The 22,202-nt window shown below is 59.5% G+C and carries 16 protein-coding genes; 5 read left to right on the forward strand and 11 right to left on the reverse strand.

All coding sequences use genetic code 11. The features are described 5' to 3' along the window. Positions 1-3 precede the first annotated feature (3 nt). Positions 4-933, reverse strand: a complete 930-nt coding sequence (locus tag BJI69_RS18115; protein ID WP_052767186.1) for a DNA-binding protein — start codon at positions 931-933, stop codon at positions 4-6. A gap of 104 nt (positions 934-1,037) precedes the next feature. Between BJI69_RS18115 and BJI69_RS18120 the strand changes: the two genes are divergently transcribed. Both BJI69_RS18120 and BJI69_RS22775 read left to right on the forward strand, forming a co-directional pair. Beyond that, on the forward strand, positions 1,038-2,117 hold the full coding sequence (locus BJI69_RS18120; RefSeq protein WP_046967697.1) for a site-specific integrase: 1,080 nt from the start codon (positions 1,038-1,040) through the stop codon (positions 2,115-2,117). A gap of 86 nt (positions 2,118-2,203) precedes the next feature. Then, positions 2,204-7,453, forward strand: coding sequence for a hypothetical protein (locus BJI69_RS22775; protein WP_046967696.1), 5,250 nt, complete (start codon positions 2,204-2,206; stop codon positions 7,451-7,453). A 188-nt stretch (positions 7,454-7,641) separates the two neighbouring features. Here the strand turns inward: BJI69_RS22775 and BJI69_RS18130 are convergent, their stop codons facing one another. The 6 genes from BJI69_RS18130 to BJI69_RS18150 all read right to left on the reverse strand — a co-directional run bounded on the left by BJI69_RS18130 (position 7,642) and on the right by BJI69_RS18150 (position 14,992). Further along, positions 7,642-8,694, reverse strand: a complete 1,053-nt coding sequence (locus tag BJI69_RS18130; protein ID WP_052767185.1) for a hypothetical protein — start codon at positions 8,692-8,694, stop codon at positions 7,642-7,644. A gap of 92 nt (positions 8,695-8,786) precedes the next feature. Beyond that, positions 8,787-9,761, reverse strand: a complete 975-nt coding sequence (locus BJI69_RS18135; protein ID WP_046967695.1) for a hypothetical protein — start codon at positions 9,759-9,761, stop codon at positions 8,787-8,789. Between the two features lie 520 nt (positions 9,762-10,281). After that, a complete protein-coding gene (locus BJI69_RS22380) occupies positions 10,282-10,590 on the reverse strand; it encodes a hypothetical protein (protein ID WP_125903109.1) in 309 nt (102 codons plus the stop codon). Between the two features lie 639 nt (positions 10,591-11,229). Next, positions 11,230-11,682 carry an SMI1/KNR4 family protein gene (locus tag BJI69_RS18140; RefSeq protein ID WP_244465267.1) on the reverse strand — a complete coding sequence of 151 codons (453 nt, stop codon included), beginning with the start codon at positions 11,680-11,682 and terminating at the stop codon, positions 11,230-11,232. Positions 11,683-12,375: 693 nt separating this feature from the next. Continuing rightward, positions 12,376-13,770 carry a hypothetical protein gene (locus BJI69_RS18145; RefSeq protein WP_046967694.1) on the reverse strand — a complete coding sequence of 465 codons (1,395 nt, stop codon included), beginning with the start codon at positions 13,768-13,770 and terminating at the stop codon, positions 12,376-12,378. A 301-nt stretch (positions 13,771-14,071) separates the two neighbouring features. Further along, entirely contained in the window at positions 14,072-14,992 is a 921-nt protein-coding gene (locus BJI69_RS18150) for a hypothetical protein (protein WP_046967693.1), read from the reverse strand. Between the two features lie 582 nt (positions 14,993-15,574). On the opposite strand from BJI69_RS18150, the gene BJI69_RS18155 reads away from it, so the two are divergent. Further along, positions 15,575-16,498 carry a cyclase family protein gene (locus tag BJI69_RS18155; protein WP_046967692.1) on the forward strand — a complete coding sequence of 308 codons (924 nt, stop codon included), beginning with the start codon at positions 15,575-15,577 and terminating at the stop codon, positions 16,496-16,498. Positions 16,499-16,617: 119 nt separating this feature from the next. Here the strand turns inward: BJI69_RS18155 and BJI69_RS18160 are convergent, their stop codons facing one another. The 4 genes from BJI69_RS18160 to BJI69_RS22385 all read right to left on the reverse strand — a co-directional run bounded on the left by BJI69_RS18160 (position 16,618) and on the right by BJI69_RS22385 (position 18,915). Then, positions 16,618-17,097, reverse strand: a complete 480-nt coding sequence (locus BJI69_RS18160; protein WP_046967691.1) for an SRPBCC family protein — start codon at positions 17,095-17,097, stop codon at positions 16,618-16,620. Beyond that, complete coding sequence (locus tag BJI69_RS18165; protein WP_046967690.1) at positions 17,075-17,437, reverse strand: ArsR/SmtB family transcription factor; 363 nt, start codon at positions 17,435-17,437, stop codon at positions 17,075-17,077. Before BJI69_RS18165 ends, BJI69_RS18160 begins: the two co-directional genes overlap by 23 nt. An 826-nt stretch (positions 17,438-18,263) precedes the next feature. Further along, complete coding sequence (locus BJI69_RS18175) at positions 18,264-18,710, reverse strand: hypothetical protein (protein WP_125903110.1); 447 nt, start codon at positions 18,708-18,710, stop codon at positions 18,264-18,266. Next, a complete protein-coding gene (locus BJI69_RS22385; RefSeq protein ID WP_162200985.1) occupies positions 18,703-18,915 on the reverse strand; it encodes an RHS repeat domain-containing protein in 213 nt (70 codons plus the stop codon). Before BJI69_RS22385 ends, BJI69_RS18175 begins: the two co-directional genes overlap by 8 nt. A gap of 952 nt (positions 18,916-19,867) precedes the next feature. On the opposite strand from BJI69_RS22385, the gene BJI69_RS18180 reads away from it, so the two are divergent. Both BJI69_RS18180 and BJI69_RS18185 read left to right on the forward strand, forming a co-directional pair. Continuing rightward, positions 19,868-20,716, forward strand: coding sequence for an alpha/beta fold hydrolase (locus BJI69_RS18180; protein WP_078023306.1), 849 nt, complete (start codon positions 19,868-19,870; stop codon positions 20,714-20,716). Positions 20,717-20,817: 101 nt separating this feature from the next. Further along, a complete protein-coding gene (locus BJI69_RS18185; RefSeq protein WP_078023309.1) occupies positions 20,818-22,200 on the forward strand; it encodes an APC family permease in 1,383 nt (460 codons plus the stop codon). Positions 22,201-22,202 lie beyond the last annotated feature (2 nt).

Below are 22,202 nucleotides of genomic sequence, written 5' to 3' on the forward strand. Positions count from 1 at the left end.
TTGTCAGGAAGGAGTGCGCGATCGCTGGGGGCGAGCCTTCGCATCACGGGCTTTCACTTTCGTCGGGGTTGTCTTGCGCGTAGATGGTATCGCGGGACTCTTGCTGACGCGCGATCCCCGCGTGGCGGTCAGAGCCTTCGCCTGTGCCTGAGCAACGGCCGCCTCCCGCTGGGCGTCGGCGACCGCCGCACGTAAGGCTTCTTCCCGCACGCGCTGGGCATCCACGAGCTTCTGTCGCTCCAATTGACTCGCGTCCAGTTGCTTCTTTAGCGACCGCATCTCTTGCCGCGTCCGATCAATCTCGGCGTGCGCACGGTCCTCGACACTGCGAAGATGCTCGCTGTGACGGGTGCGTTCTTGACCTTGCTCAATGTCGCGCTCGTCGGCCCGCTGTGCATGGATCAGGGCATCGCTTTCTAGCCGCGCGATCCGCTCGCTCGCCCGGTCGCGCTGAACGGTGAGGTCCGTCACCTGGTCTCGCAGCTGCTCGCATAGGCGTTGCAGGTCTATCGCGCGTTGGTCAGCCAGGGCACCGGCTTGAGCCGCTCGGTCCGCGGCCGCGAGTGCGAGCTGGAGCTGATCGCGCTGGACCGCATGCTGATCGGCAAGGGCCTGACGTTCGGCCAGGAGGGCCTGGCGGTCGCCGGCCAGATCGGCGTGTGCCTTGTCGCCGGCGACCGAGAGGGCAAGTTCCCACCATCGGGAGGCCAGGGCAACGACCTCCTCGGGCGCATCAGGCAGGGCCAGCGACGTCCGTTGATGGCCAAGCCGCGCCCCTAACCCGTTCCACCAGGTCTCCAGCCAACGGGTGACGGTATTGGGCGATCCCGTGCCCAGGTGCGCGCGGATCCGCTCGACCGTTGGCCTCTCGCCGGCCGCCACCAACGCGTCAGCGGCTTGGTGTACGCCGTTTTCGGTAATTCCGCGTGCCATGACAAGCTCTCCTCCATCACCGCTCTGCCCTTTAGTATTCGTACCGACGATAATGGATACTTATCGCCAATAATCGCTCTATTTCGTAATGTACATTACATATTATGAAGCATAAACGCACTTCATCTGCCCTCGCCGCGCCGGCTTCCAGCCCGGTGTTGCCGGAACAGTTGGCCCAGCACGCCGCCGATGCCGTGCGCGAACTGCTTGCCGAAGCCGCCGCGGCCAACACCACGCGCAGCTACGCCGCGGCTCTGCGCTACTGGGCGGGCTGGCATCAGGCACGCTTTGGCGTCGAGCTGACGTTGCCGGTGACCGAAGCCGTGGTGATCCAGTTCCTGGTCGACCACATCCAACGCAAGAACAAGGCTGGCCTGGTCAGCGAGCTGCCACTGGCGGCGGATCAAGCCTTGGTGGCGGCCGGCCTCAAGGCGAAGCTTGGGCCGCTCAAACTGTCGACCGTGACCCAGCGCGTGGCCGTGCTTTCGACCGCCCACAAGCTCAAGCGACTGACCAATCCCTGCGAGCTGGCCAGTGTGCGTACGTTGCTGAGCCGCGCCCGGCGCGCCGCGGTCAAACGCGGCGAGCGGCCAACCAAGAAGACCGCTATCACGCGCCAGGAGTTGGAGGCCATGCTGGCCACCTGCGACGCCTCGCTGGAGGGACTTCGTGATCGCGCCCTGCTCTGCTTTGGCTTCGCCAGTGGCGGGCGCCGGCGCAGCGAGATCGCCGCGGCCGACCTGCGCGACCTGCGCAAGACCGGCGACGACGCTTACATCTACCGGCTGGAGTTTTCGAAAACGCAGCAGGCCGGAGTCAAGGTGGACTCGACGCCCGATAAGCCGATCTTGGGGCGCAGCGCTCAGGCACTTTCGGGCTGGCTGAAGGCTGCTGGGATTGGGGAGGGGGCGATCTTTCGGCGGATATGGAAGGGGCGCGTCGGCCCAGCACTCTTGCCTGGATCTGTGGCGGCCATTGTCAAGCGGCGTGCAGTGATGGCGGGATTGAACGGGGACTTCGGCGCGCACAGCCTCCGATCCGGCTTTGTCACCGAAGCTGGCAAGCAAGGTGTGCCGTTGCCGGCGGTGATGGCCATGACCGAACATCGCTCGGTGGCGAGCGTCATTGGGTACTTTCAAGCTGGCGCCGCAGAAGACAATCCGGCAGCGCGGCTGCTGAAATGACAAGTTCGCGACAAGGAGGGCGAGGCCACCCTGCCTTTCTCCAGTAGATATAGCAATGGTCAAGAGCTACAAGTATTCGGAAGCCAATGGCATCGTCTGAGAAAACATCGAATCCGAAGGCACCTCGTGGGGGCGGCGCGAAGCGCGCTCCCGCGACGCTGCGGTCGACAAGCGGCGCCGGGTTTGAATTCGAGGACTTGATCAGCGCATGGCAGATGGTGAAGTCCCTATCGGGTGAGCCGGCTCCAGGTATCGGAGGTGTTGTCACGCAGATTCAAGCCCAGCTGTCGGCCTTGGGCTGGCGTATCGACGACTTGCTGCTGACTGCGCAGGTGACCGGCACTCAACGACGGCTGGCCGTTTCGGCTAAAGGCAACTTGCAGGTAAGTGCAGCGGGCATCCCCGCCGATTTCGTGGCGCGCGCATGGGATCAGTGGCGTGACCCGCAAGGGCCTTTCAGGCGAGTTGCTGACGGTCTCGCATTGGTGACAATCGGGACCGACCGGACGTTTGAATCGGCGTGGCGCGAGGTGAAGAATGCGTGCAGCGGTTCAGATACAACGCTCGCACTTAGGCGCATCCGTACCAATCCGAGGCAGTCGCGCGTCTTCGACAGTATCCGGCAGCCCGGGAACGCTACAGACGAAGAGACCATCGAGCTTATTCGATGCCTGCACGTGCTACCGACCGATCTTCAGCTCGCGCACTCCGAGACCGAGGCCCAGGCTATCGGGCAATGCCGTCGCTTGCTTGTGTCCGGCCTTGATGACGAAGCGCAGGATCTCTGGACGCGACTCATTGCCGTGGCGAAAGATGTTCGCCTTCGCAGCGGTACCATCACGGTCCCCGATATGCTGTCCTTGCTTCGGCGCCAATTTGGCCTCCGCCATCACCCGGACTATCAGCGTGATTGGGAAACGCTCTCCAACATCACCGAGGACCACAAGGCCCGGATAGAAACGGAGCTGCCTTCAGGCTATGTCGTACCCCGCACGGCGGAGAAAGCGTCGCTACAGGCAGTGGTCGTCCAAAACCTCGTCACGGTCGTCTTCGGGGAGTCGGGCTCGGGCAAGTCAGCGCTAGTCAAGTCGGCGCTGGACGAGGCATCTCCTTCTTGGAACCAGGTTTGGTTCGGTCCAGAAGAGCTGAAGACGGCGCTGAGCGCGGCGCGCCGGAGTACCCTTCCCCTCGCGCACGAACTTTCGCTTGTGCTGAGCGCCACGGTGAAGCCGCAGAACGTGCTGGTCATCGACTCTGCGGAACGGATCGAGCCAGGCGAATTCGTCGTCATCCGCCAGCTGCTTCAAGCCGTCCTACCGAAAGATGGTGATGAGACTGAGGGCGCGTGGCGGGTCGTGGTCGTCTCGCAGACGCAGAGTTGGGTCGAAGGCGAAGAGACGATACTCGGTGGGCGGAAGTCGCAGCTGGTCGAGGTCGAGGCGCTCAAGAGCGACGCAGTGAAGTTGGCGCTTCTGTCATCACCTGCACTGGGCTGGCTGACCGCGCATGACGACACCATTGCGGCGCTGACAAATCTGCGGACACTGGCGTGGGTCATTCAGGCTGGCGCGGCACTGGGGTCAAACGATGGCGGACTGGCGTCTCACACCGCTGTCGCCGACCGCCTCTGGAAGTACTGGACGAAAAATCACCCTGATGTGCAGTCACTGATGATGCGCCTCGCACGGCGAGAAGCATCGTTCGAGCGCAGTTTCGCTCTGACAGATTTGGAGCCGACGGACACGGCGACGTTCACGCGACGGCCTGAGGAGCTTCCGCTGCGCCTGAACGAGCGGACCAATCGCATCGAGTTCGAGCACGATCTCGCGGCTGATTGGGCACGCTTCCAGTTCCTGAAGCAGATCTGGACGGACACACCGCAGTGGGTCGCCCTTGCAAGCAATCCGCTCTGGATAAACGCGCTCCGGATGCTGGGTCAGTTTCTATTACGACAGCCGGCTGAGATTGGCACGGGTTGGGACGTTGCCTTCGGGGCCGCGACGGACGCAAAGAACGAGCTGGCAGGCGATATTCTCCTCGACGCGCTCTGCTTAGACCCCGATGCCGAGCGTTTCTTGACCGAACGCGTGGACCTTCTGCTTGGCAACGACGCGAAACACTTCACACGGCTGCTTTTTCGCTTCCTCCACATTGCGACGGTGCCCATCGGTGGCGGTTTGGGACTGGGTGCGGCGGTCGGCCTGTACATGGAGGCGCGGTACCGCTCGATCGTCTTGGGTCGATGGCCACCCGTTCTGCGCTTCCTTATCGCGCAGCGGGAGCGGTTAGCTGGACTGGTTTCGTCCGCTCTTGCGAAGGTCATCGAGACCTGGCTGACCCAGACGCCGGATACGCTGAGTAGCGGCATTCGGATGCCGTTCCGCTTGGAGCTGGCGGAGATGGCGCTTGCCATGGCTCGGACCGTACAAATCGAGAAGGGTCACGGCGTGATGTACTTGATGCATGAGCCGTCGCTATACACTGCGCCACTTGCTGGTGCGGCCGATCTGCCGATCGAAATTGGGGGCTGGGCGCTCGAACTCGCGGGGCGCAGAGAGATAGATGCTGACGTCAAGCGGCGCATCGACGAGATTCAAGTACAGAAAGCAAAGGCCCACGCCGAGCTCCTAAAGAACGATGCCGCATATAAGGCACGGGAAGAACGGAAGCAGAACATGGGCGTTCTCGGATCATTTCGCGAGAGCTTGCCCCCTTGGCCGCTGGGGGCCAGTTACAAGGTCGACATGGATTTTCGGACCGCCTGCATCAAAGAAAACGGTATCCGTTTCCTGATGCAGGCGCAGCCCAAGCTGGCCGCCGAAGTCCTGCTCGCCCTCATCATTGAAGACAAGCCAGAGCGGGAGTACGGGGACGGCCGGTTCGACATGGATCTCGGCCTCGACTACCCACGAGACGCGTACCCAACTGTTTTCTGGAAGAGCCCATTCTTCCCCTTCTTTCAGCTGGCCCCGGAAGCGGCACTCGCTTCGCTCATCGCGCTGGTAAATTTCTGCACCGAGCGCTGGGTCGCAGATGTTGTGATGGGGCAAGCCGGCATGGCTCCCGGGGTGCCACTGCTATTTTCGGACGCGGCGGAAAAGACTTTCCCTGGCTGGTGGCAGGTTTTCTGCTGGCCGCAGTCCAATGACTCGCGCAACGGAAGCCTGTTCTGCGCTCTCGATGCGCTGGAGCGTTGGCTTACGCTGCGGCTCGACGCTAATGAAGACATAACTGCTGATATCACCAAGATACTCCGGGACGGGAACTCCACAGCGCTCGTCAGCGTGCTCCTTAACGTGGCCAAGTATCGGCCATCGTTGCTGACCGGCCCCCTCGAATCTCTGCTGACATTCCCGAACCTGTTCATTTGGGACAGCGCCCGCGTTGAGCAGGTTGGCTATAACTTTATCGGTTCGAGCTGGCTTCAGGGTGGCCAGGCGATGTTCGACTTCGCCCGCAAGTGGATTCTGGCGCCCCATCGCCAACTGAAGTTCCACGACGTCGTTGTCCAACTCCTGCTGGAGAACGACGACTTTGCACGGCGCCTTCAGGCGCGGCTCCCCAGCTGGGTACTGCCTGACGACCCGAAGGAAGCGCTGGAGGTCAAGCTGCTCTCTGCCACGTTAGACCTAGCTAACTATTCCACCACCACCGACCCGGCTAAAGGCGCTCAAGCCAAGGCCTTTGTCTGTCCTGCCGAGCTGAGCCTCGAGGTGCAGTCGTGGCAAGCGGATCGCGCGCTCCCGTCCGCGCACCTGCTTGTGCCGGGCCAGTGTGAGCAGCGGCTTCGAGGCGGCCAGCCCCTCACCGACGACGAGGCCGCGTACCTTTTCAAGCTGCTGCAGGAGTGCCAGACCGAAGATGAGGACGCGAAATCGAAATGCCGTTTCGCTACAGCTAGCACGCTAGTTGCGTTGGGAGGCGCCTGGCTGGCACAGAACCTTCAAGCGCAGAAGCAGGCGCTCGAAGTTGTCCGCGCCGGTGTCGCGGCGGCCGCGTCAACAGGAGAAGGGATCCGCGAGCTGCGCATGGGAGGCCTTCGCGACGAGCTAATGTTCGTCGCCCACGCTGTCATGCGCCTGTGGCTCGCCGCGGGAGATGGAGTTCAAGAATGGGAGGCCGCTGTTCTTCGCCTTCTGACGAGTGGGAACACGCGAGTGGCCGCCGTTGTGGTTGGCGTCGCGTACACCAATCGAGAACAGCTTGGTGCCGCGTGGTGGCGGCTGCTTCGCGCAGGACTGTTCTGGTCAGGCCTTATCCTGCTTGCTCCGCGCCACGGCGATGGCGAGAACGCGGAGCGGGTCTGGAAAGTATGGCTCGCGCGGCTGCGGCGCTTTCCGCTCCGTGGACCGAGCGCGACGCCGGGGGACCTCGACTTCAAGCGTGTGGCCGCGGGCCAAGCACGATTGGATTTCCAGCGACGGATGCGGCTCCATAGTGCGAGCGGCCAAAGTTGGCGTGGAAAGCCGGAGCGCGAGCGGGCCGGTTTGCTAGACGGTCACTTCCTCGAAGTTCTTTTCAACTGGCTCATCGATGGCGATGGTACTGGCGACCACGACCTCGACTCGCGCTTGGCGCTGCGCATCTGGGACTACGACGCCACGCGCGCCAAGGCTCGAGAAAGGAAGGAGGGCGGCGAGTACGACTTGCCCAGCCAGAATCTTGGCTACGGCGTCCTCCTGAAGCTCGGAGTCCTGTCACTCACGGCGCCTGAGGCGGATGCGCGCGCGATCTGGGAAGCTGTTCTCTCCCACGGGCCAGCTGCTCACTACGCGCTGCAGCACTTCATTCGCGGCCTGTTTCTGCTCCTAGGGAAAGGCGATGATCCAGAAGCATTCGAGCGCGTCTGGCGGGCCATTACTGAGTACGGTCTCTCCGCCGACTGGTCTCAACCGGGCCTCTGGTTTCACGGCGAGCGCCTGATTTGCGACCTGCTCGGCTTCGGCAACGAAGATGCGTTGTCCCTGCTGCGCAAGGGGGCGGCTCTGCGAATGAAAGATATCTACGAGTGCTGGGCGGCCACACACTTGGGTCGGGATGAAGAATGCGTCAAGCGCTTCTGCCGCTTCTTGACCACGGACTTCGGCGCTCCGCTTCGCATTGACGGACTTCGCTGGATCGCTGCCATGCAGCGCGAATCTTCCGATCGCTGGTATCGGGAGAGTACCGGCGACGCGCTGGTGGAGCTGGCGGCGGCCGCGTTGAGTTCCGACGCGCAAGTCCTTTCACGAGGTGCTCAGGCGCGACAAGCGCTTGTTGAGATCGCAGCGACCCTCGCAGCCAAAAACATCCCGGCAGCCCTGGCCCTCCAAGAGCGCATTAGACAGCTCAGATAGCGCCCTAGCGAGGCTTTCACGCGGCCGTACAGGTCGAAAATTCGTTCACCGCCTCAGTTTCGACGCCCACTGGTGGCTGACATTTGCCCTTCCCTGCTCTAACCAAAGTTGCAGACCCCGGTTGTGCGTCGGGCCTGATCTCCTGGTCTCGTTGCATGCGATTGATCAATGATGCGCTCTTGTGCGTATTAGTCTTCGCCTGACTCAATCCTCTTGAGTTGTGGGGCGAAGTTTGATTCGTTCATACACATGACATCATCACGGAGGCCGTGTGTCAGTTTCTCAATGAGGGTTAGTGCTTCGGCGACAGTTTCGCGCTTGATAACCAGCCTCTGCCCGATTTTGAATCTCGCGTCTGTTGTTTTTTTGATGTAGTCAACATCAACGATGCCCTGTGTATGGGCTAGGAGATGGCGCTGCTGAAAGGGCATCACAAGCTGTTCCATCTCGACGGCCGAGAGGTGCTTTTCGTATCCATGTCCGATGGCGGCGGTCCAGAGGGCGGAACCCTCCGCAAGGCTTTGAAAGGCGTTGCGTCGAACCTTCGTTGTCGGTGCGATGCGCGCGTGAAGCGCCTCCGCAATTCTCTGGAATGCTGTTACCGCGTTTTGTAATGCACTCTCAACGATCAAGCGGCACGTATTCTCTGCAGTGTCCGCATCTGAAATCGCAGCTTTGATAAAGTCTATGGCATCGAGCGACTGGCGAATGCCTTGGGTTGTAAGGTCGAAGACAAGCTCCGCGGCATTTGCGCCGCATGACGGGCAGAAATATGCCGCGCCAACAACGGCATACCGGCATCCACACTCGGCACAAGCGATCTTTAGGCGCATCGGCGCTGCAGCAGCATAGGGGATCGGAACATGTTGAGGTCGGCTGTCGACCTTCATGCTTATGGATATGAATCCACCCCCGAAGTGTCTTTGATTGAAACTCTGCGCATCCCGGCGAAGCGCGCCACCGATTGCTGCCTGGATCTTGGCAAGCGCAACGTCCCGAGCGTATTCAAGCTGCTCTTGCGTCCACCATTTCTGGGCATCGGCGGCATGGCCGCAGAACGGACAAAAGACCTCCTCATCTCTAACCTTCTCTTTCCAGTCTGCCATCAGTACTTTGAACTGAGCCAAGCATTCCGGCGCGGGACATTCACGGTCGAAGTAGTTGTCATCGTCCGCTGAGAAAGAAAGCGCGGACTTCTCGTTGCTAAGCTGTTTCAGGGCGCGGATCGTTTCTTCAAACATCGCCAGTCTCGTCTAGGGTCGGAGTCGGATTTCTGTTTGCGCGATCGAAGTGTCACGGAATTCTTTGGCATCGCTAGCGTGAGAAACGGTACTTACGCCACTCGCCACCATGGCAAGATAGGCAGTGTCGAGGTCACTTGGCGACGTGCGAAGATTGGTTCCCAGCGGCGCATTGACTCCATTAGCGCAAGGCGCTGCTGATGTACTTGTTCTGCAGATACCTCATCTAGTGACAGTCCTAACCAGACCCTCGTCCCTTCGAGGTACGCTGAGATCGACTGATCTGGACGCCTCGTCAGCCGCTGTGCGGATTCTTCCATCACGCCCCCGTTAGACTCGTCTTCGCAAATCATGCGACACACGAAGTCCACGCACTCTCGAAGGACAGGGGTATCTTCAGCGTTGTGATTCGCGATGGCCGCATCGCTGAGGAGAGCAAGCTCAATGCGCTCGTGCCGAGATGGATGTGTTGCGTCTTTCAGTTGAACCAAGCGCGACGCCTGAGCACTGAAAGCCAAATGGAAGCAAAGCCCCGCAACCAGCGTCACCCATCGACGACCGTCTGGGGTGGATAACAGTACGCGGAAGACCTCCTGCGACTCCGAACCCAGCTCATCGCTAAGCAGCGTTGTGTCAATATGGTCAAGGTACAACCGAGTCCAGTAAAACGCCTGGATATCCGCATCGAACTCGATAGTGCGGGAATACACGTTCGGGTGGTTAAGCTCTTTCCAGCCTATTGGCGCGACAGCTGGCACTGTTGGAGTGCTGGAAACCGCCAAAAGCTGGGGCTCTCTCTCGTCTTCGGCCGCAGCGCCCGTCAGATGGCCTCGAAGCAAATGCGCGGCTTCGTGAAACAAAAGAAATAGCATGGCCGAGCTCATCACAAGTTGCGCAATTGCAACGGCCGTGCGGTCGTCGGGCTGCTTGGAGCCCAGAGCCCGCAACAACACGGGGAGGGCCTCAGGCGAGTCGCGCAACCCACGTGCGGCTACGGCGACAAGAATATTCAAGCGCTGGAGTGCCAGTAGTCCGCGGCGCGTGATGACGATAACGGATTCGTCCACGTGAGGCCCGTGCGCGAAAGCCCAGGCATTGACGCAGGGTGCGTCGGTAATACAGACCGAGATCCGCCTATCCTTACAGTGCCGAGTCAGCCACCCTGCAACATCTTGAGCCAAACGCCATTGGTCATATACGCCCGCCTCACGTATACGCCTCAAGGGCAGGCGGCTCCCATAGTTACCTTTATAACGAGAGCGCTGCTCCCCCAGCCAAGTCTGGTAGATCGGATGCGCGGCTGCGTCCGATTTGGTTTCGTGTCGTCGGGTATCCATCAATCCAGTGGACCAATCTGCCGCGCGGCAGTCAATTGCCAAGAGGGTCTAGACACCAATAATTCTGGATCGGTCAGCGCTCTAGGCTGGGGCGGCCAAGACGATTGCGAGGGCGCGCGGCCCCATGCCTAGGTGACCCACAGTTGCTAATCACCTGAGGAGCGTCCTTCTGCCCTCCGAATGTTAGTGATGCCATCGAGCCTGATCGCCCCGAGGGGCGTCTGCTTCGGGGCGGAAGCAGACGCCCGCTCTACCCTCGATAACCCGATGTAATCGCCGTATCCGAACCTCCGCTTCCGACCAGCCAGAGGACTTTGCTCCCAATGGGAACTTGCTCTTTCCGCAGTTGAGGCAAATAGGCGACAAGTTTGTAGCCGACAGGACGAAAGTGTTCAACAACCAGGCGCGCCTGAGACAGAATAGATGAGCCGTCCGGGCGCTCGACAACAACCTCATGGATCGAATCCTTGGTCCGAGTCTGGAGCTGTAGGTCGGGAACTAGCGCCAATCCGCGCCCGGCTATTTCAAAGGTGCCTTTTACTTCCAGAAGTAGTTCCATGGTTCCCTCTACGGCCGATCAGCGCCCGACTTCGATTTTGAACAGCCGGAAGAAGGCGAGCTCGAAGCGAGTTCCTCTTTCTCTAAAGGGCATAGAGTAGCTATAGGCGAAGCTGTCTCCGTCGTGCGCAGCGCCATCAACCCGCACCGACCTATAGAATTCCGTTGCAGCCTGAAAGCCGTCGGGTCCATTGAGTGATTTTAGCGTTCGGCCACGCCACTTCAAGACCGCCGAAACTCGATGTACGAATCATCCGGTCTCACTGGCATCCCTCTGGGAGTCGTGGATAGGTCCGCTTTGGCTCGAAAGCGGATCTAACTGGCCATCCCCGCAGGGTAGATAGATACTGCTTCCGACGCACTCAGCAACCTAGCGTCATGCAGCGTCTCGTGCCACAGCGATTCACAGACGGTGCAACGCATCAAGAAGGTCGGGCCTTGCTCGACGGCGGCCATGCGTTCAAACCTTTCAAATGGTGCGTGGTAGCCGGCCCTGCAATCGGTACACCGAACATCTGCCTGGCTTTCCATCCATCCCCCTCGCTTCGCCGCCCTGTAGTACAAAGCTATTGCGTCCGCTCCGGGTCGGAAGCGGGCCTATAAATCCATCGCCTTGTACCTGGCCTCGGCGACCAAGAACTCAGATGTTGGATTCTAGGTACTCGCCATTCCATTTCGACTCAGAGAGCGATATCACGAGCTTCTCGACGAAGGCTTCAAAACTCTTAGCCACGAGCAGCTTGGTATCTTGGTCTCGGCCAAAACGAATTACCTGGCCAACGGTTCCCTGCCCGTCAGGATCGAAGTCCAGCCCGATATGGTTGCCGCCCCGGTCCTTCGTCAAGGGGACCCAGGCACGATTCGTATACACGGGTTTTATGACCCCTTTGGGATGCGACGCCATGAAGTCAGCGCAGTCAGCGTTCATCACCGCCTCGTCCAGCGAGCGCCAGACATCCCATTCCCGCTGGATCTGCTCGGCGGACAAAAGCTGCTCGCCACCAACAAGGCCAGCACGCCCGTCCTGACCGTCATGAATCGCTAGAAGTGTTCTCAGGCTGTCCGGAAAATTCACACCGAGATGGCTTTCCACAGCAGCGATCTTGTCGCACGACGTCCCTTGCCTAAGCCCAATTTGGTCTAGGCAACTATGTGTCCGAAGGATTCTTTCGATTTGCTCCCACTGCTCCCTCATGAGTCCCCCAGTCGAAAGATATGCCTGTTTAGAGTAACAAATTCACTGGATGGACTTTATCCCTGGGTCCGCTCTGGGTCGAAGGCGGACATCCCGGCGGATCATAGGCCGCTCCGTCTGGCCCACGTGAATCGACCTTCGGCCCGCTCCCAGAACTGACGCCACGCGCATTCTAGGCCCGCCCATCCCTTTTCCCATGACAATCGACCCGGCATGGGTCGAAAGCCTTCGCTGCCCTACCCTCGATAACAAAGCGTAATCGTCCTCATCCAGCACCGTTACCCGTCTGAACATGGGTTGTGTCGGGGGGGGGCTCGGCCATTGGTTGTAAGGGGAATCCTACAGACATCAAAAATAAGCTCAGCGATAGTCCAATATGCAGCCTCCTCAGCACTGCATTAGTGAACGCCTGATGTAAGGGGGAGTCGGACGGGCGCGGCGTCACAGCGGAGCAAGACATCCTCGGGTGACAACCGAGGCACTATCATTTCACAATACCCCGTCGCCTCACCTTGCAGCAGAACCGTTAGGTATTTGCCAGGCGATCTTTCTTCCATCCCACCCGCACCGCTCGAACTCATCGTCTCGGTCTCAGTTGTGCAGCGATGTATCACCTAACGGCCATTCGTAGGCCATCCAGAAGTCTTTTGTGGGTTCAAACTCGACTTTGACAGCATCGCCGGAATGGAAGACCGTCCGTTCATCGATAATGCGGGGACGCAGCCCGTGCAGCGTGGTGTGAACGGGTGGCACCGCCACCGTTTGCCCGAAGATGCGGAGTTCCGAGGGAAGATCGGCCGGAACACGGATGGTTATGGCTTCGGTCTCCCCTTCTAATTGGCTGATATTGGCGCCGTGGTCGGTCGCGGTGAGCGTGCAGGCTGGGTTGCATGCGAGGTCCGCCGCGGTCATGCGGTCTGGGGCCACCGCGACATCGTAGACACGGCCTAGCGCTTCTGCGTCTTCCTGACTGACCTTCGCATGCTTGGGCATCGCAACATTCACGCCCAACCGGCGCGTGATTTCGGCCGCTCGGCCCAAGTACGACAGCAGCGCATTCTGTTGGGGGTTTGCCGGGACCACTGTGCCGAACGGTGAACTCATGGCCGCGCGTCGCCGCCCGTCAACGTGCAGCTCGACATCGAGGATTTCCTCGGGCGTGGTTCGCAAACAGAAATCGATCACAGCATCCAGGTAGGGCAGCGTGCGAATGTTCCGTCCCACCCAGCGGTCCACATCGAAGCGAAGCGAAAAATTGCCGTTCCAAGGCGGCGCCACGTGGCGCATTTGGATAGTCAGCACGGCCAAGCCATCCCAGACTTCGCCGCGAAAGGTCCACTGCGATGTTCCCATGGCCAACGAGCCCGTCACATCGTCGAAGCCCCGACGGACGGCCGTAGCCTCGGTCAGCGCGGACCATTTCAGTCGCGCCGGCATGGCGTGTGGAGTGAAAGTGAGCTTTCGCTCTTCCAGCTCGTCGTCGCCGTCAAAGACGTGGGTGAGCAATGTCGAGCCCTGTACGGTGAAGCCAGCCGCGTCGATCTCGAAGGGTGTGCCCGCTTGCATCGCTGCATCCACACCGCGCTGCCACTCCGCCATGCGCTCTTCGGGGACGGACAGGCGAAACGGAACGGTCTCGAGGGCCTCGATGCGAAACCGGGTAACGCCGCCTTGGTGGCTGCTTTCGATATGGAACCGAGGATCGAGCAGCTCCAAGGCTTCCACTGACGCAGCGTGGGCATTCTTGATCAACGACGGCAGCAAGCGCTTGGTGTGCCCGGTCAACGCCCCGACCAACTGTTCCTGGGCGTCCCCATGCGCTGGAGGCCGCGTGTCCAGCTCGTCGCTTGCGAGATCTTCGGCGCGGGTTTTCCACTGACGAAGCAGCGTGGCCGGATAGGCCGCTTCGTCGCGATCGACGCGTCGAGCACAGCCACGGCACAGCCAGATGGCGTTGTCGATGGATGCGCGTTCGGCCGGTGACATATCAGCGTCGTAGCGGGGTCCTCCTTGGGCTGCAGCGTGGATGTGTGCCGCCTCCCCCAAAACAATCGTCCCGCGTCCTCCCGAATTCGGCCCGGTCGTCTTCCGGCGGCAATCCGGGTTCGAACAATGGTTTGCCACGCGTTCGCGCAGCTCGCGGATTATCGGCTTTGCAAAGTCATCCCGCGCCACAATGGGCCTCCCTGATTGGCACCGGCGCCCTGGGCGAGTACCGGTACCGTAAGGGTATCAGCACCGATCAAGGTTTCAGAAGACGACCGAGGGCGCCACCGCTCCCGTCCCCTCAATCTTCCGCGTGCTCGGGCGCCAGGATGTGTTCGACTTCGAGCCGACGCATCAACTCGCGCAACTCTATGCACGGACGCTGGGTGGTGAGCAGGATTGCCTGAGCGTTTGGCAGATGCCCGAGCGTGCGTTGTTCGGCTCGCATCACCGCGCGGTATTTGACGACTTGGAACACCCCTCGCTTCCGCTCGTCTAATGATGCGTCTGAAGGTTTAACCTCGACGGCCAACCGTTGTCTGTCGTTTGCAAAATACGCATCGATGCTGTCACCGGAGGCAAGGCGCTGTTCCGGCACTCCTTGCTTGTACACCCCAAGGTGTTTGAAGAACTCGGGGTGATTGCAGGCCCAGAGTTTCAGGCGGTGGTGTTGGTCGCTTTCCCCACCGCCGCCTCGAACGGGCTTGGGGAGCTTGAGCGCTCGCGTACCCTTCTTTCGTCCCGCCGCAGGAGTCCAAATTTTCACTCCCAGGCGCGCACCGACATCCTTCCAGCGGTGACCGTAGTCGAAGACCGCCTCCTGCGCCTCGTTCACCAGCGTCCGGCGCAGCTTGGGCGTGAAGTCCTGACCCACGGTGCGGAAGTAGTTGCGCAACAGCGGGTCGGCCCCCGAGCCCGGCTGTCGATTGGACTTATTGATGACGATGACATTGAGCGGGGGCAGGACGGTGCGCATCTCGTGCCCCAATTCCTCGAGCACAAACCCCACCAAGCCGACTGGGGAGCCGTAGAACGTCTTTCGATAGGGCTGGGCGAATCCGTAGCGCCGTTCGAGTTGGTCGGCCAGCTCACCATAGGTGATGGGCTCACCTTCCCTGGCACGTTGAATCAGGAGGCTCAGTGTGGGCGGCGCCATCTCGCGCCCTCGCTTTCCCCAGTGCCGAAAATTCCACAGATCATCATCCAACGATTGCCGCGGCATACGAGCGATCCTTGCGCGGCCGGAGTGGCCGTGGTCTTGTTTAGGGTAAATAGTTGCGCTTTCCCCGATTTAGCTAGGGGGAAGCGAATCATAACTCTGCCTAGCGACCTTGTTTTCAAGTTGGTCACCGAGAAGGCGGATTAGTTCGACAGTTTGCTCATCCAGCCTACCTGCGCGACGAAGACAAGCAAAAAAATGAACGACGTCGAAGCGGCGTGCGAGGAGATCGACGTTCGCTGACAGCTTGGGGCCTAACCCAGTTCAATTTACTATTACTAAGGTCGGTGCTCGAAACGGTGCCTGAAAGCTTGGGCGCCGAAGCCGAAGCATGCACCTTCCCCCGATAACCATCTCTAATCGCCAGTCCCCCTGATCGGATAGCCTCATCGAGATGCCCGCTTTGGGTCAAAAGCAGACGCTATCCTTGCACTAAAATCGATCGCACAAAGTCGAAAGCCTGCTCATGTGTCAAACTCGAAGTGACGTCGCCCCGATGGAGTCCGGCATCTGGCGTGATTTGTCCTCGCCTCCGCGCGGCCCCTCTGATTCAATCGACGGCATCCGATTGAAAAGAGATAGCCCATGACCGACCGGCGCGTGCGCTTTGACTTTGAGATTACTTTCTCGAACGGAGGCGGTCTTCAGGGCCAAGGTTTCCGCTTGGATATCGAGGGAGGAGATATTGCAGACGATGCGCTAGCGGCCTACGTCATCCGCGACATGAAGTTGCTGATGGTTGCGGACGTGCGGATCCTCAATAAGCAAGTGATCGAGGAGCAGCACAAGCGAGCTGACAGGCGGGACGAGGAACCTGGTCAAACGGTCCTCGCAACCAGCTATGTCGACCTCAGTCATACCATCGAAGACGGCATGGTGACCTATAAGGGACTGCCGGCGCCGCTCATCTGCGACCACCTGTCACGCGAGCAATCGCGTGGCGTTTATGCCAAGGGCACCGAGTTCCAGATCGGGCGGATCGCGATGGTCGGCAATACTGGCACGTACATCGATGTGCCATTCCACCGTTACGCGGATGGCTTGGATCTCAGTGCATTGAGCGTGGCGACCGTGGCGGACGTTCCCGCCGTGGTCGTTCGGATATCCGGCGCCACAGCGCGCGCGATTGACTGGACGCATTTTGCGCCGATCGACTGCCGCAATCGAGCCGTCCTGGTCAACACCGGGTGGGACCGCCACTGGCGCACCGACCAGTATTTCGAAGGCCATCCGTTTCTCACCGAGCAGGCAGCGGTCTACCTGCGCGACCAGGGCGCGCGCGTCGTCGGTATCGATTCGTTGAACATCGACGACACCTCTGACGGCCACCGTCCCGTTCACTCGGTTTTACTGGCTGCAGGCATCCCGATCGTTGAACACCTGACAATGCTGGACCGTGTACCCGTCGAGGGCTTCACCTTCACGGCGGTGCCTCCCAAGCTGAAAGGCATGGGTACGTTTCCGGTGCGTGCCTTCGCCTGTGTTCCTGGCAGCGTCTCCTTACCTTGAACGCGAAGGGCCGCAACTAGTGCTGCGGCTCCTAAGCCAGTCGTCATGAAATTGCATCCGAACACATCGTGCCCACCTGGCGCCGAACTGCTCCGCCAGTGGCTCGGGTGTACTCAGGATCAGCCAGCGAGCAATTCATCCAGCTGTGCGAACTGTTCCGGCAGACCTTCCGCCGAGCCGACGATGGCTTCGTCGCGTGCTTCTTTTGTCGGATAAAGTTCATGAAGGGTGACCAGCGTCTTGCCGGCACGTTCTTCGAACGTCACCGTAGTCAAGGCACCCTGCTCGCTTTCCTCGTTCGTCCATACCATGCGCGTGTTCGGCGCTACTTCTTTGTATGTGCCGAAGAACGCCATCGGTTGATCGAAGGCCGGATGGCGGAACACGAGGCGATACGTGCCTCCGGTGCGGATATCCATGTCGCACGAGATCATCGACATCCCCGCGGACTTCGGAACCCACCACTGCTTAAACAGGTCGGGCGTGCTCCAGGCTTCGAAGACGATGTGCGCCGGGGCATCGAATGTACGCGTCACGACGAGTTCGCGGTCGGCTTTGCGTTCCACAACGGTGCGGTTAGCTTCTGTTGCGTTGGTCATCTGCTTTCTCCTTGCGTTTCAAGTGCTCGACAAGTTTGTCCAACTCGTCGAAGCGCGCGCTCCAGAGTTGGCGGTGCTGCTCGATCCAGGCGGCCTCTTCTTCAAGCAGGCCCCGCCCAAGCTTGCAGGTGCGTACGCGCCCGACCTTCTCCGTGGTCACAAGTCCAGCCTGCTCCAGGACGCCGACGTGCTTCTTCATACCCGTGAGGGTCATGTGGAACCGCTGGGCAAGGTCCGTGATCGAGGCGTCCGAGCTCCCGAGCTGCTCCAGCACGCCGCGTCGGGTGACATCGGAGAGCGCGGCGAACGTCGCGTCGAGGCGAGCTTGATAGTGAACCATGTGGTTCACTGTATGCCGGACGTGGGGAATTTGCAAGCGCTCTAGGCACGGTTGATCACTTGCGTATCCGCTTTTGCCGTCCGGTCCCACAAGAGCAAGACCGCCTCGGTCAATGGAGCGGCTGGGGTTACGTCATTCCATCGCTCAATGCCGGGCAAAATAGGGGCTAAGGCAACAATGAGGTCGTGAAATCCGTCGTCGAACTCCGAGACGACCAGGCCACCATGGTCGGCATAGAACCTGACGAACACTTCGTCGTGGGTCAGCGAATCTTGATTCAGGGCGTCGACCGCGTGGATATCGTCATCGAGTCCAGGCTCGATTTGCCTACGGCAACGTCGTGGACCTTGGCCAGGGACAACGCGCATTCCGAAAACAGCTCGCTAGCCGCGACCCCTGCCCGCTCATGCAACGCAGTCGCTGTCGTGTTGGCGGCCGCCCGAAGAACGAATTCAATGGCTCGCTGATCGGACGGCGATCTGACCGTGTCGTCGGGCCTGCCTCCCCGGACGCCCTACCCCAGTCCTGTGAGATCCAAGAAACGCGCCGCTGGCGGGCGCCCGCCACCGCGTTGGCCCGAGCGTGGGACACCCTACCCGACAGACGGCCCGACAAAGCCTAGCCACGGGCTGGTGCTGGGCATTGCACCGACCTGCCAGGGTAGCATCTAGCTGAAGGGTGGGCATCGCGTGGATAGTTCAAGGTTTTTAGTCGGGAAGATTCTGCTGCTGAGGTAGCTACCCTCATCGAAGGCGTGAATCTGTCGGTGCGACAACTTCACCGGTGCAGTTCGAGCGGTGTTACGCGAAAACCGGGTACTGGGTGCCTATAAAGAACTGGATGGTGTACGTTCGAAAAAATAGTTCTTCACGCCCTTGCTGAAATAAAGATAAAGAGCAAAAACGATGAGCTGGAGAGCTCCAAATAGTAGATCAGACACGTATTGGTCCGATGAATAGGATACCTTGTTTATTAACTCAATTATAAAAACAGCCAAATACAGAATTATCCAGCTACATAGGTAGAGAGCCCGACTGCGATGCAATCGTTTCAGAATCGCTACTCCGGAAGCAACGAAAAGACCTATAGCAACGGCTAATACGATGCCGCTGCCGTTCGACCACCATTCGCCAAGCCCAACTTTCTTTTGTCCGACAACAGCGCCGCCAGGGATGATAGTGGCGATGACGAGGAAAACCGACATCACCGAGAACAAAGTTAAGAGCTTTAAAAAAACGGGCATCCGCTTAAAGTTAACGGCGAGCTCATGCATATTTATGGCCAAGTGCGTTGTATGTATATTTAGCGGCGGTTCCGTCACTTGATGTGACAACGACAACGCGGTCGTTGGCGTCATAGACGTAGTGGATCGACGGCGCTTCCGCGGCGCCAATACTGAGCAACGCGCCGCATAGCAGCCAAACGACCCAGAAATGGTGATGTTGCTTTGATCGTGACGCCACGTCGATGCGACGCATCGGACGCCTACCCACTCCCCAGCACCTGAACCCCATGAGCATGTCCCTAATGCCATCCGGATACGGACGGGTGGTCTGATGTAACGCGAATTGCCCCTGGCGAACACCCATCAGCCTGTCAACGTCTTGTGATGGACGACGCCGCAACGGCAGCATCAGACTTTATATATTTGATTTTGTCAATCGCCACACAGTAGGCAAGAGCCCCGTGCGCAGACTTCAACGTATGGACGGCTAGATCGAGAGGCTTGCCGTCTTCGAGGATAAACGGCGTTGTGCAGAGTGCCGCCTGCTGACGCCCACCGCCGCCACGCTTAAGGATCACGCCTACCACCGCACCGGTGTAGGCATGGATACTGTTTCATCCGAACTCTCCAGCTTGTCTGTCGGCGTCATTCAACGATCCTTGCAAGGAAACGAGATAGGTAATCGGTTGTTGCACGACAGTGCAATGCTCCTAAATCGTGCGTGCCGAAAGACAGCCTCTGGAGCGGGATCGGAGCCAGGCAAAGTCGCACCGTAGAGTCACAAACCTTTGCGTCTCCATGCAAACGCTATCTATTTTTAGATTTAGGCTCGTTTTGCGGTTTTGAGCCCGTTCCTCGGCCGTCCCTCTATATGTGTTTCGACCGGGCGCATGACACCAAGGGGCCGTGGCACAGCATTGCGACATAACCCGAAGTTCTTACGTAGAAATGCGGGGGACCGCCCGGAGCGCAGACGCGCCTTCGAAAAGTCGCCATCGTAATGTTCCTGGTTTGCCAGCGCGTAGATCAGACGATTGTCCTTTCTCAATCAATCGACTTGGGCGCTAATTCCTTGCGGCGTCGAGCACGCTCATCGCAGTTTTTTGCACTCGGTACGCATGTGAACCTTAAAGCCCAAATCCGGCACTCATGGTCAGGCTGATTGCTTCCAACATCAGACCTGCTCCTTTCGCACTACGTATCCCATGAAAAAACTCATCGAACTCGCAACCCTCGCCATGCTCACGACAACGGCAGCCGTCCATGCGCAGACACCGGTATGGCAGAGCCTTCCGCCTCCACCTTCCCTTCCCCATCTGGCCAGCGACGGCTATGTCACACGTGAGGGGGCACGCATCTGGTACGGAACGGTCGGCAAAGGTCCTACCGTGTTTCTCCTTCACGGAGGGATGTCCAGTAGCGATTCCTGGGGTAACCAGGTGCCTGCCCTGGTGGATAGCCACCACCGGGTCGTCCTCATCGATACGCGCGGCCACGGACGAAGCACACTCGGTAACGTTCCCCTGAGCTATGAGGTCTTCGAGGAGGACCTGCGCAGTGTCATGGACACTCTTCATATCAAAAAGGCCGACATCGTTGGCTGGAGCGACGGGGCGAACACCGCACTCGTGATGGCGATGAGAGATCCTTCCAGGGTGCGCAGGATCTACGCGTTCGGCGCCAACATGAATGCGGACGCAGCCAAGCCTGACGCATTCAATTCGCCGATCCTTGCGAAGGTCGTCGTCCAGCTGCAGCAGACGTACGCCCGCGTATCGCCGACACCGGATGGCTTCGGTGCACTGCACGAAGCCGTCGAGACGATGCAGAAGTCCGAACCCAACTACATCGCCAGCCAGCTTGCCGCCATCCATGGCCCGACGATTGCTGTCGTCGACGGCGACCATGAAGAATTCATCAAGGAAGAGCATACGCGATACATGGCCCGGACCATTCCCGGCGCGAGCCTGGTCATTCTCCCCGGAGTCAGTCACTTCGCTCCGTGGCAGGCACCCGGCGCATTCAACGCCTCACTCCTGCAGTTCCTGAGGTAAGCCGGCCGGTACGGGCCCGCTTCGCATCAGCCGTAAATAAATGTGTGCCCTTTCTCTAACGCATGCACGTGCTTAGAGCATCACCGTTACCCGAGTACCCCATGTCGTATAGAGATTTCGAGCCTGCAGAAACCCCCGCGGGCGATCTGACATCGCCGCCTTCTGAACTCAAGCGATCGCTGTCACTCGCCGACCTGATTATCTACGGACTGGTATTCATCGGTCCGATAGCTCCCTTCGCCTTCTATGGCTACGTCAGCAGCGCGGCGAAAGGCATGGTCGTTCTTGCCTACGTGGTGGGCGCGATCGCGATGTTCTTTACTGCCTACAGCTATAAGCTCTTGTCCGCAGATTTCCCACTTGCCGGATCCGTCTTCGCATATGCCCGACGCGCGATCGGAGAAAAAACGGGATTCATAGCGGGATGGATGCTCGTTCTCGATTACATCCTGCTGCCTGCCGCAGTGTATCTGGCAGCTGCGAATGCACTTCATGAGATCGTGCCAGCCTTGCCACGCTGGGCAATGGTGTTGGCATTCATCAGTGCAGGTACCGCTATCAACTATATCGGCGTGCAGATCACCGCTGTGGTCAACAAGCTGATCGTTGTCGTGCAGCTTGCCATTCTTGCGGCCTTCGTCGTCCTGGGTCTTTACGCTCTGAACCACGGTGCAGGCGCGGGTCATCTGACCTTGAAGCCGCTTTATCAAGCCCATGTCTTCAGCATTGGCCTGGTGTTCTCGGCTGTTTCATTGTCAGCGTTGTCGTTTCTCGGGTTCGACGCGATTTCAACGCTCGCTGAGGAAACGAAGGGTGACAGCAAGCGACTTATTGGCCGCGCAACCCTTATCTCGCTGGCTCTCGCGGCTGCCCTGTTCGTCGTGCAGACTTGGATCGCTGCCGACCTTGCCAATGGCATGGCTTTCGCCTCGCCGGATACTGCCTTTTACGAGATTATTGCCATAGCGGGCGGCAAGACCTTCAGCATCGTCACCGCGTTCATCTGTGCCATGACATTCGGCCTTTCGTCGGCGAGTGTTGTACAGGCTTCCATCTCTCGCTTGCTCTATGCGATGGCTCGTGAGGGAAGAATGCCGGCGTTCATGTCTGCCGTGCATCCGAAGTTTAAAACCCCCTACAAGAGCCTGCTCTTTGTATCGGCCGTGTCGGTCGCAGTTGCCATGGCGTTTCTCAATCATTTTGACCTCATCGGCATCCTGGTCAATTTTGGCGCGCTGACGGGATTTCTGATCCTTCATGTGACCGTGGTAGTGCACTTCATCATTCGCAAGCGCTCGCGCGCATACGTCAAACACTTGGCGTGTCCAGCCATCGGCTTCTGCATCCTTGCGTATGTCCTTTACTACATGGAGCCGGACGCATGGTTGCTTGGACTTAGCTGGTTCGCCTTAGGTCTGGGTGGCTATTGGCTGTTCGTCGTCAGGCAGCGGAACCGGCCCAAGGCTGCCGTTCCGCGACGCTGACA

This window comes from Luteibacter rhizovicinus DSM 16549 (genome assembly GCF_001887595.1).
GTDB lineage: Bacteria > Pseudomonadota > Gammaproteobacteria > Xanthomonadales > Rhodanobacteraceae > Luteibacter > Luteibacter rhizovicinus.